General features: G+C 72.3%; 7 protein-coding genes. 2 read left to right on the top strand and 5 right to left on the bottom strand.

The window, feature by feature from the left end; genetic code table 11:
* Together ITP53_RS50160 and ITP53_RS50155 are read right to left on the bottom strand one after the other, a co-directional pair.
* On the bottom strand, positions 1 to 4,007 hold a 4,007-nt coding region (locus ITP53_RS50160; protein WP_207757566.1), incomplete at its 3' end, for a hypothetical protein.
* 133 nt (positions 4,008 to 4,140) lie between these two features.
* The gene (locus ITP53_RS50155) at positions 4,141 to 4,647 is read right to left on the bottom strand and encodes a methyltransferase family protein (protein WP_195902565.1); all 507 of its coding nucleotides are present in this window, start codon (positions 4,645 to 4,647) and stop codon (positions 4,141 to 4,143) included.
* A 113-nt stretch (positions 4,648 to 4,760) separates the two neighbouring features.
* On the opposite strand from ITP53_RS50155, the gene ITP53_RS60785 reads away from it, so the two are divergent.
* Positions 4,761 to 5,288: a type II toxin-antitoxin system prevent-host-death family antitoxin gene (locus tag ITP53_RS60785; RefSeq protein WP_195902564.1), complete on the top strand. Its 528-nt coding sequence runs from the start codon at positions 4,761 to 4,763 to the stop codon at positions 5,286 to 5,288.
* A gap of 17 nt (positions 5,289 to 5,305) precedes the next feature.
* Here ITP53_RS60785 and ITP53_RS50145 read toward each other — a convergent pair whose 3' ends face one another.
* From ITP53_RS50145 to ITP53_RS50135, 3 genes are all read right to left on the bottom strand, one after another.
* Positions 5,306 to 5,497: a DUF1918 domain-containing protein gene (locus ITP53_RS50145; RefSeq protein ID WP_195902563.1), complete on the bottom strand. Its 192-nt coding sequence runs from the start codon at positions 5,495 to 5,497 to the stop codon at positions 5,306 to 5,308.
* A gap of 107 nt (positions 5,498 to 5,604) precedes the next feature.
* Positions 5,605 to 7,473 (bottom strand): RiPP maturation radical SAM C-methyltransferase, encoded by a 1,869-nt coding sequence (locus ITP53_RS50140; protein ID WP_195902562.1) that lies wholly within the window; start codon positions 7,471 to 7,473, stop codon positions 5,605 to 5,607.
* On the bottom strand, positions 7,470 to 8,951 hold the full coding sequence (locus tag ITP53_RS50135; RefSeq protein ID WP_195902561.1) for a S8 family serine peptidase: 1,482 nt from the start codon (positions 8,949 to 8,951) through the stop codon (positions 7,470 to 7,472). Before ITP53_RS50135 ends, ITP53_RS50140 begins: the two co-directional genes overlap by 4 nt.
* Positions 8,952 to 9,240: 289 nt before the next feature.
* Between ITP53_RS50135 and ITP53_RS50130 the strand changes: the two genes are divergently transcribed.
* The coding region (locus tag ITP53_RS50130; protein WP_195902560.1) for a S8 family serine peptidase at positions 9,241 to 10,197 on the top strand (957 nt) is incomplete at its 3' end.

Raw genomic sequence — 10,197 nt, 5'->3', positions numbered from 1 at the left:
GGGGTGGAGGTGGTGCAGGAGCCGGCCTTGGTGCCGGCCACCTCCCACTGCGCCCCGGGGAACGGGCTCATGAAGTGGGTCAGGAGGTCGACCGCGTAGTCCTGCACCTGCCCGCCGGGATCCAGCAGGGACACCATCTGCGGCCCGTCCGCGCCGCGCAGCGTGATGGAGTTCCTGCCGCTCCCTGCCACGAACCCCGGCTTGGCGTCGACGATCAGGCAGGCCAGGCTGATCCCGGCCGCCTTGATCTCCTGCTTGGCCCCGATCCGCCGCATCCGCTGGTCGTAGCGGCGCAGCGCGAGCGAGTCGGTCGGGGAGAGCCGGACCGCCTCGTGGAAGACGTCGTTGCCGATCTCCCTGCTCAACCGCACGTCCACCGACACGTCCGGCCGCAGGTCCACGCCCTTGGCGGCGATGTCCAGACGCCCGTAGTTCCCTTCGAAACCGGGCGCGACGTAGCCGAGCACCGGAGGCGCCTTCAGGCCGAAGGGGACCTTGCCCGGCCGGACGCGGAGCCACGACATCCGCTGTACGGACAGCGCGAGGTCCTTCACGGAACTCGCCCCGAGCCCGAAGTGGCCGCCCACGTTGTAGGTGAGGAAACCCGTCGTGTACGGGATCTCCTTGCTCACGGCGATGCGCTGGACGGCCATCGGATCGACCTTCAGCCCGGCGTGCAGCGCGATGCGGCCCGTCGGGACCGGCCGGGAAACGAGGTCGAGCGACTGGTCGGGGTTCATCCTGATCGTGGTGTCGGCGGCCAGGTCCCTGACCGCGAACGACACGTCGCCGAGCCGCCCGGACGGATCCACCAGGCCGCCCTCCACGCCCAGGTAGCCGTCGAGGGTGCTGGCGTCCTTCCCCAGCGCCTTGTACGTCACCGCGGGCACGTTGAGCCCGGCCGCCGAGGCGTCCGCGTCCACCCCGAACCTGGCCGGCACGTCGGAGAAGCGCATCTCGCCGGTGCCCTTGCCGGCCAGCGTGACCTTGGCGGTCAGGCGCTTGACGGCCGCGGAGTTCTGGACGCGGATGCGGGTCTTGGCGCCGTACGTGCCGTTCACGGCGACGACGGCGGGCACGGGGTTCATCGCGACGTGGCCGCGCAGGCCCGCGGCCTCGGCCCGCACGTCGATCGAGCCCAGCGTGGCGGCGGGCTCGATGCGGTACCCGGCCTGCACGGTGTTGCCCTTGGCCACGCCGAAGGGGCCCACCGTCATGTTCGTGATCTTGGACGGGAGGCCGGTCAGGGTGGCCCTGGCCTTGATGGGCGTGGGCCCCAGGACACTGCTGGCCAGGTAGACGCCCAGGCTCCGGCTGCGCGGGGCGAACCCCGAGAACGCGAACGTCTTGGCCGCCAGGTCCACCGACACCTGGTCGGGCAGGCCGGTCACGTCGAGGTAGCCCTGGACCCCGAAGCAGCCGCGGTCCGGCGTGCAGAAGGGGCCCTGGGCGCAGCCCGGCGAGCCGGCGGCGCAGCCGCCGTCCACCAGCGACACGCCGCCGGGCACGGCGGGGGCGGCCCGCATCCGGTCGAGCGCGCCCGTCTTGCCGAGCCAGGCGCGGGCGCGCACGTCCAGCTTCGACCCGGTGTACGTGACCTTGCCGCCGGCCGCCGAGACCGCCAGACGGCCGGGCACAGGCCCGAGCGTGCCGACCAGGCCGAAGCGCACGTCGCCCTGGGTGACGTCGGTGTCGACGGCGAGGGTCTGCCTGGCCGAGCGGAAGTCCGCGGTGAACCCCTCCGCCGCCGGGCTGAACTCGACCCGCGACAACCCCTTGACCAGCACGCTGGCGTCGAGGTTGCCGGTGAGCTGGTCGTAGTGCGCCGACAGGTGCGGCCCCGAGGGCGCCTTGGCGGCGTCGTGGTTGGTGAACGCCAGCGCCGCCGAGCCGACCGGTCCGGACACCCCGCGGAAGCGGTAGCCGGCGGCGTTCCATGAGGCGTCGAAGCGGGCCGGCACGCCGGTCACCTCCGCGGCGGCTCTGAGGTAGCGGGCGCCGGCCTTGGCCCTGGCCAGCGCCGACACCTTGGCGACGGGGGCGCCGGAGGTCCAGGTGAGGGTCTGGGCCTTGGTGTCGGCCACCAGTTCGAGGCTCTTGCGCACGCCTTCGACGGTGGCGCGCAGGTCCTCGCCCGTGGGCGAGGTCACGTGGGCCTTGTTGGCGTACAGCTCGAACTCGTCGAGCTTGGAGGACGTCGCGACCTTGACGGTCGAGCGCGCGCCCAGCTCCCACGAGGCCTTGACGTCGTCCCGCACGCCCTGGATCGTGCCGTCGATCGTGGGGCCCGACTTGACGTTCGCGTACGCCGCGCGGAGTTCGTCGATCCTGCCGCTGGCCTGGTAGACGGCCTTCCTGGCGGCGGGGTTGAGCGTGATGTCCACGGTGGAGGGCGTGTTCGAGGCCTCCATCCTGGCCACGTGGGTGCCGTCGATGCTGGCCGCGCCCACGAAGGAGTGGGCGCTTGAGCCGACCTCCAGGTGGGCGCGCGGCGCGGCCCCGTACGTGACGTCGAACCCGGACAGTCCCGACAGCAGCCCGGACACCCCCACCGCGGCACCGTTCTTGATCATGGTGACGTGGCCGCCGCGCGGGCTGGACACCGCTCCCCCGTTGCGCTGCAGCACCACCGCGAACCTGCCGATGGGCGAGCTGGCCCGTTGCGTGACGCGATGCTCGGCCGGGTCGTTGACCAGGCGCACCTTGGCGGGCAGGTTGCTCAGCTGTGCTGTCAGCACCGTCTTGCCGGCGGCCCGGTCGAAGTAGCGGAGCTCGGCGGCGCCGGCCTTGGAACCGCTGGACGTGACGGAGAGCGTCTGCCTGTTCTTCGCGGAGCCGTACTTGGCGGTGAAGGTCGGGGGCACGTCCTCGAGCTCGGCGTCGAGCGCCCGGGCCAGCCGTCCGTCGCGGTACTCGTAGGCGTGCAGGCTGGCGCGCGGGATCGAGGACGGGCTGGCGAAGTGGATCTCGCCGCCCGACAGCCGCACCTCGGCGCTGGTGGGCATCTGGTCGAGCTCCGCCTGGACGAACTGGCGGCCGGTCACGGCCACCGCCTCGACCTTGGCCGGCTCGGACGCGGTGACGTCGAGCGCGGGCGAGCCCAGCACGGCGTCGACCGTGAGCCGCTCGGTGGCGGGCGTCTGGCGGACACTCATCGCGGTACGGCCGGTCAGCCCGGCGACCAGGGCCGCGGACTCGCCCGGCTCCGTGCGCTCGACGGCGGCCTTGACCTGCTTGCCCGTCAGGTCGACGGTGAACGTCCCCCAGTCGAACTCCGACAGCTCAGACCCGCGCCGCAGGCCGTCGAACCCGACCGACACCTTGCCGTCGTACTCGGCCCAGACCTGCGCCCGGAGGCTCTCGCGCGACAGCCGCTTGACGGCGAAGCCCAGACCGACGGTGCGCTCGGACGGGTTGGCGGTGGGCACCAGGTCGGCGGCCACGTCGGGCAGGACGTCGCCGGTGACGTCGGCCGCGACGGGCACGCCGACGGGTCTCCTGCTCGAGCAGGAGACCTGCATCTGGGCGCTCTCGACGCACAGCCGGTACGTCAGCCCCGGCACCCCCGCCACAGCCTGACCGAGGCCGTCGAACGCCTTGGTCACCGCGGCCAGCGGCTTCGTGAGGCTCAGCGGCGCGGCCTGGGAGGTGTCAGGCAGCACCTTGCGCGGGTCGGGCGCCTGCCGGCCGAACCCCTGCGCGTCCTGGACGCCGGCGGCCTCGGTGGTGACCTCGTTGACGAGTCCGGGCCCGGCGGGCGTGGTCACCTCGGGCGCGGCCGGGCCGACCCGTTCGTCGCCCGCGGGCCGTACCGCGAGCGACGGCTGCGTGGGCACGGTGACCACGGCGGCGGGCGGCTCCTGGACTGCGGGCACGGGCTGGACCTGGACGGCCGGCACCGGTTTCGTCTGCGCATCGGCGCCCGCCGCCCCGGCGGGCGGCAGCGCCACCAGGGCCGTACATGCGATGGACGTCGAAATGAGCACGCGCAGGAGGGCGTGCGGCATGAACTCCCCCGGACCGGTCTAATTCATCCCATCAGAAACAATGGTCATGAGACGACCATACTTCCTCACTGGTCGTCAAACCGGTCCGAACATTGGGACTCCAATTTCCGCGATTACATGAGAGTCCCTCGCATCAAGACCGATAGGGATGCAGCCGGGGCCACCAGCCCGGCACGTGCGCGCGGTAGTCGTCGTAGTCCGCCCCGAACGTCCTGCGCAGGTGCGGCTCCTCGTAGCAGCGGACGAACGCATAGACCGGGATCGCCATGACCGCCACGTAGAGCAGCAGCCAGGGGTTGCCGAACACCATGGCCTGCCCGATGACGGTGGCGAAGATCGCGACGTACATGGGGTTGCGGACGTGCCGGTAGAAGCCGCCCACGACCAGGCGGTCGGGCGCGGCGACCGGGATGGGCGTGCCGAAGCCCTCGACCACGAACCGCACGAACGCGTTGACCAGCACGGCCAGCCCGCCCAGCACCAGGAGCGCGCCGAGGAGCCTGAGCGGGACCATGACCGCGACGTGGAGAGGGTCGAGCATCCGCCAGCCGGTGATCCAGTACGGGACGAGGACGGCGACGATGCCAGGGGCGACGGCGAAGAAGACAGCGCTGACGACGGCGGCGGGAGTCCTGCGCATGGGGTCGCCTCCATAATTCACTATAGGATGAGTTTAAGAAGCGCTTCCCCTGCTCGTCAACGCAGCCGTCGGGCGACTTGCGGGAATTCTGTAAGGTGCCTTACGGTTTTTGGGTGATCGAGACAGAACGACCCTCGTATGACGAGTTGGTGGCCAGGCATGGGGCACCGGTCGGCGTGGAGGAGGCAAGGGACCACTGGGGTTCGCTCGTCCGCGCGGCGGGGAGCGGCGAGACGACGCTGATCACCCGCGAGCGCTGGGAGTGGGCCGCGCTGGTGCCGCTGTCGGCGGTGGCCGGGGTGCTGAGCGGGCTGCCCGTCGTGTCGTTGTCCACGGCCCGGTCCAAGCTCGGTGACCTGGTGCGGCAGGCCGCGGAGCCGTACGACGACACGCCCGTGCTGCTGACCCGGCACCGCACGCCGGTGGCCGCCCTCGTCGGGGCCCGCCGCCTGCTCGAACGGCCCGCGCCCCGGCGCCGTACGGACGCCGACGGGCTGCTGTCGGCCGGCCACACGATCACCTTGGTGCGCAACGCCGGCGAGCGGATCGTCGCGACCGCGCACGACCCCGGCGGGAACGAGGTCGCGGCCGGTTGGGGACGCGACGCCGCCGAGGCCCTGCGCTCGTTGTCCGCCGAATGAGCCCCCTGGAACGAGCCCTATCGGGAGACGGGCGGCTGGATCAACGCGTCGGGGCCGGGGAAGACGAGCTGCTCGTGCCCGTCCTCGAAGCGCACGAGATAGGGCGGCGCCCCGTTCTGGCCCCTGACCTCGATGATCTGACCCTTCCGATCCGCCTGGCCGACGACGTGGCCATGGACGAGCAAGGTGTCACCGACATTCGCGTGCATGATCGATTCCTCTCAGCTGAGCTCCGGCAACTTTGAGGTTCATGCCCAGCCTTTCATCAGCGGAGCCGTCACGCAAAGACAGGTTCGGACCAAGGATGCCCGCCCATTCAGACCTCCCTGGGCGGGGTGCGTACGGCCAATGCGAGCCAGCGGTCGCCGACGTTGGCCATGAGGCGGCGCTCGCGGCAGCCGGCCAGGAACGCGCGGACCTCCTCGGGCTCGGCGCCCTCGCCCGTGCCGGCGGCGACGGCCGCCCGCTCGGTCGTGACCCTGTCGCATCGTTCGTACACCGCCGCCCGCCACCCCGTCAGGCGGCAGGAGACCGGCTCGCCGTCCCTGTCGTCGATCAGGACGACGCCGCCGGCGGTGTGCGGCAGCAGCGCGAGCGTCCCGCCGAGGCGGCGGCCGGTCCACCGGCGCACCCGTTCCAGCGCGGGTCCCGCGTACGCGTCCGGCTGCCCGCCGTCGGCGTGGTCGAAGTCGAAGTAGTACGCGATGCGCTCCAGCGCCTCCCCGGGGAACGGGTACAGGTGCCGGTAGACGGGCTTGGGCCGGACGTTCACCAGCCCGAAGGCGGCGGGGTCCGCGTGGTAGGGGCTGAAGCGGTCGAGCCTGACGGGCTCCATGCCGGACGGCGGGGTGAGGAAGTCGATCGCGTCCACCAGCTCGGGGAGGTGGGCGTAGTCCTCGGCGGTCTCCCCGGGGAACCCGTAGATCAGGTTCCACTCCGGCCGGACGCCGAACTCGTGGCACCACTTGAGCAGCTGGACGTTCCGCAGCGCGGTGGTGCCCTTGCGCATGAGCGCGAGGACGTGGTCGCTGAGGCTCTCCAGGCCCGGCTGGACGCGGCGCACGCCGGCGCGGGCGAGCAGTCGTACCTGCTCGGCGGTGAGGTTGGCCTTCACCTCGTAGAACAGCTCCATAGGCGCGCCGGCGGCGGCCAGCGCGGGCAGCACCGTCCCGAAGTAACGCATGTCGAGGATGTTGTCGACGACCGCCGCCGTGGTGACGCCGTGGCGGTGGAGGAGGTGCTCGATCTCGGCCAGCACGCGTTCTGGGCTCTTGCTGCGGTAGGCCATCGAGGTGCCGTTCAGCCCGCAGAACGTGCAGTGGTGCCTGGCGCCCCACCAGCAGCCGCGCGAGGTCTCCAGGAGTAGGCGGGGGGCGATGTGCGCGGCGTTCGCGCTGGCCGCCAGGTCTGCGAAGTAGGCGTCGAAGCAGGGCTCGGGCAGCGCGTCCAGGTCGGCGATGGGCGGTCCTGGCGGGGTGCGTACGCCGCGCCCGTCCGCTCCCCGTACGATCACGCCGGGCACGCCGGCGGGTGAGCCGCCCGTGGCGATCGTCCGCACCAGGGCGGGGAACGACCGGTCGGCCTCCCCTGTGCAGACGGCGTCCAAGAACGGGAAGCGGGCGTGCAGCTCGTGGCCCATGTCGCCCTCCCAGTTCGCGCCGCCGAAGACGACGAAAACGCCGGGGTGGCGTTGCTTGACGCGCCTGGCGAGGGCGAGTGAGGCGATGTTCTGCTCGAACGTGGAGGTGAAGCCGACGACGTCGTAGCCGGCCCACGGGATGGACTCCAGGCAGTCGTCGATGAACGCCTCGCACGGCCCGCGCAGCCGGCGCAGCCGCCCCAGGACGTCGCCGGAGCCGAGCACGTCGCGGGCGTACTCCGCCTCGTCGCCATAGCCGAGCACGTCGCGGGCGTACTCCGCCTCGCTCCGGGGCGGCGTCCCGTACAGGGCGGAGGTGAATAGCCACTCGCCGGCGAACGCCAGGTGCGGCAGCTCTCCGTGTACCCACAGGTAGTCGGGCAGCCCGATGGCGTCGCACAGCCGGAAGCCGAGATGGCGCACGTCGCACGCCACGCCCTCGCTCCGCAGGCCCGCCTGCAGCAGGCTCAGCCCGAGCGAGGGCCGGTTGAGCGCGTGCCACGGCATGCTGATCAGCAGCACACGTGGTGGCCGGGAACCCGTCACCTGATGGAGTTGTTGACGGCGTCCTGGCGGGCGGCCAGCGCCGACGCCGAGGCGTCGAGCAGCCCGCTGCCGGTCGCCAGGTCGGGCCCGCTCACCGCGTCGTGGCCCATTCCCGGCCGCTTGAAGCAGCTGCCCGCCGTGACGTCGCGGGCGTGCGCGGTCAGGAACGCGGCCACCTGCCGCGGCGGCAGGTTCGGGTACGCCTGCCTGATGAGCGCGCACGCCCCCGCGACCTGCGGCGCCGCCGCGGAGGTGCCGCTGATCGCGGCCCAGCCGTCCGCCGTCCCCGTCTCGTCGCCGAGCGGGTGCGGCTGGTCCCCGCCGAACTCCGTGTCGATCCTGGAGCCCGGGGGCACGGGCGACATGATGTACGCGGCCCTGGGCCGCATCCCGACCAGCCCCGTCAGGTCGGGGACGTCCCGGCCGGGATAGATCCGGCTGGTGAACCCGCTCGCGTAGTCGGAGGCCCGCAGGCTCCCGTCGGCGTCCATGAACGTGCCGCCCACCGAGATCACGTCGGGGTGCTGCCCGGGGAAGCCGAAATGGCCGTTCCCCGCGGCGAACACCACGACGACGCCGCGGGCGACCGCCAGCCTGATCGAGGCGATGAGCGCGACGTCGGCCGCGGTGAGCTCCGCCTCGGTCTCCTTGTCGCCGCCCCAGCTGCAGGTGATGACGTCCGGCCGCAGGCTCACCGCCATGTTGAACGCGCCGATGGTGTTCAGCGGGCTCATCTTGACCATGGTGAGGCGGGCGTCCGGCGCGACGGCGAAGACGTTGACCGACTCGGCGGTGCCGTGCCCGTCCTCGTCCGCCATCGGATCGGCCGTGCCCGGCCCCAGGACGACCGGGTTGACGCGGTAGCCGCGGTTGAGGAAGTAGGGGTGCTGGTAGAGGCCGGAGTCGACCATGGCGACGTGGACGCCGACGCCGGTGATCGAGGCGCGGTGGGCCTCGCTCGCGTTGCAGCCCGCCGACACGTCCCCGGGCACGTTGAGGTGCCAGTAGTTCTTCGGCGGCGCGAACGGGCTCTCGAACAGGATGCGCGGCTCCTCGATCGCGATGCCTTCGATCAGGGTCGGGCCGGCTGCGGCGGTGGTGTCGATGAAGCCCGGCAGTCTGGTGCCGCGGCTCGGCTGCTCGGTGTGGCTGGTCACGCAGGTCACCGACACCGTGTCGCCGGTAGCGGTCGCCACCTGCCGCTCCTCGGTCTCCAGGCTGCAGTGGAACTCCTGCTCGTACAGCTCCGGCGGAGCGGCGATGTTGATCGTCGTACGCGCGGTGTGCAGGATCCTGAATCCCCTGCGCCGCAGCTCGTCCGCGGCCTCGATGATCGTCTGGGGGTCGGAGGTCGCGGCCAGCGGCGACCGGTCCATGTCGGTGGCGACGTCGAACAGCGACTGGTCGCCTTGCGAGCGGGGTGAGGCCTGGGCATACACCTCAGCCGGGAGCCGGCTGGTTCTGCGCGGTAGCGACATCGATCCGCTCCTTGGTCACGAAATCGACGGGACTTCGAGTTCCGTACGGTCTCCGGCGGGAGCGCTGAGCCGTACCGGACGGACTGTAGGCGGGCGGGGGCGGCCGGCGCCCCGGGAGGCGGCCAGGGGAAAACCCTGGGCGGCGCAGGAACGCGCCGCCCGCGAGGCGAAACCCCTGGCCGTTCCCTGGGGCGCCGGAGGGTGGCCGCGGCCTAGCGTCGTCGCGGGGCCGGCCTCGAGGGCCGGATGGCGACGACGGGGGGCCGCGGCCGGCCCCCGAAGGTGAGTCATGTCAGACGACAAACTGAGCGAGGCGTTCCAGGCGGTCGCCGCGAACGCGAGCGACGACGAGATCATCACCGCTCTCGTCCGCACGAGGCTGACCGGCCCGGACCGCAAGACCCTGGACTGGGTACGCGGCCTGCTCTCCGGCGAGCACCTGGCCACCCGCAGGTCCGACATCCTGCGCCGGATCACCGAGCGGTACGGCCGGGGCGGCGCGTTCCGCGGCAACCTCAAGAGCGCGATCGCCGAGGCGCAGGACAGGGTGGCCGCCGCCGCGCCGGAGGCCCGCAGGTTGTGGCTGGCCGACTCCGTCGCCGTGTCGGGCACGCGGGCGGAGCTGATCGACCTCGCCGGGCACGAGCAGGTCGCCCGCGTGTACGCCAACCCCGTCTACCGGGTGCCCGAGGTCCTGCAGACGCCGCTGGAGGACAGTCCGGAGACGGTGGACGGCAGCACGTGGGGCGTGGCCAGGATCGGCGCGCCGGAGGTGTGGGGCGGGCTCGGCAGGGGCGGGGGCGTGCTCGTCGGGCATCTGGACACGGGCGTGGACGACACGCATCCGGCGCTGGCGGGCAAGGTGACGGCGTTCCAGGAGTTCGACGCGCTGGGCAGCCCCGTCGTCTCCGCGCCGCACGACTCCGACGCGCACGGCACGCACACCGCGGGGACGATCGCCGGGCGCACCGTGCGGGGGATGAACATCGGCGTGGCGCCCGACGCCCGGCTGGCCTCGGCGCTGGTGCTGCCGGGCGGGTCCGGGTCGTTCGCGCAGATCGTGGCGGGCCTGCAGTGGGTCATCGACCAGGGGGCGCACGTGGTCAGCATGTCGCTCAGCGCGCCCGGCCACAGCGCGATCTGGAACCTCCCGATGTTCAACACCGTCATGTCGGGGGTGGTCGTGGTGGCGTCCATCGGCGACAACGGGCAAGGGATCAGCGGGGGGCCGGGCAACGACCTGATG

Origin of the sequence: Nonomuraea cypriaca, from assembly GCF_015645445.1 — a bacterium.
Taxonomy (GTDB): Bacteria; Actinomycetota; Actinomycetes; order Streptosporangiales; family Streptosporangiaceae; genus Nonomuraea; species Nonomuraea cypriaca.
Note: the sequence above shows the minus strand (reverse complement) of the source record. Positions and strands in the feature narration are given on the sequence as shown.

Excerpts from the sequence above, each read along its gene's own strand:
- ITP53_RS50145 (WP_195902563.1), bottom strand. The coding sequence starts at position 5,497 with ATGCACGCGAATGTCGGTGACACCTTGCTCGTCCATGGCCACGTCGTC.
- ITP53_RS50155 (WP_195902565.1), bottom strand. The coding sequence starts at position 4,647 with ATGCGCAGGACTCCCGCCGCCGTCGTCAGCGCTGTCTTCTTCGCCGTC.
- ITP53_RS50135 (WP_195902561.1), bottom strand. The coding sequence starts at position 8,951 with ATGTCGCTACCGCGCAGAACCAGCCGGCTCCCGGCTGAGGTGTATGCC.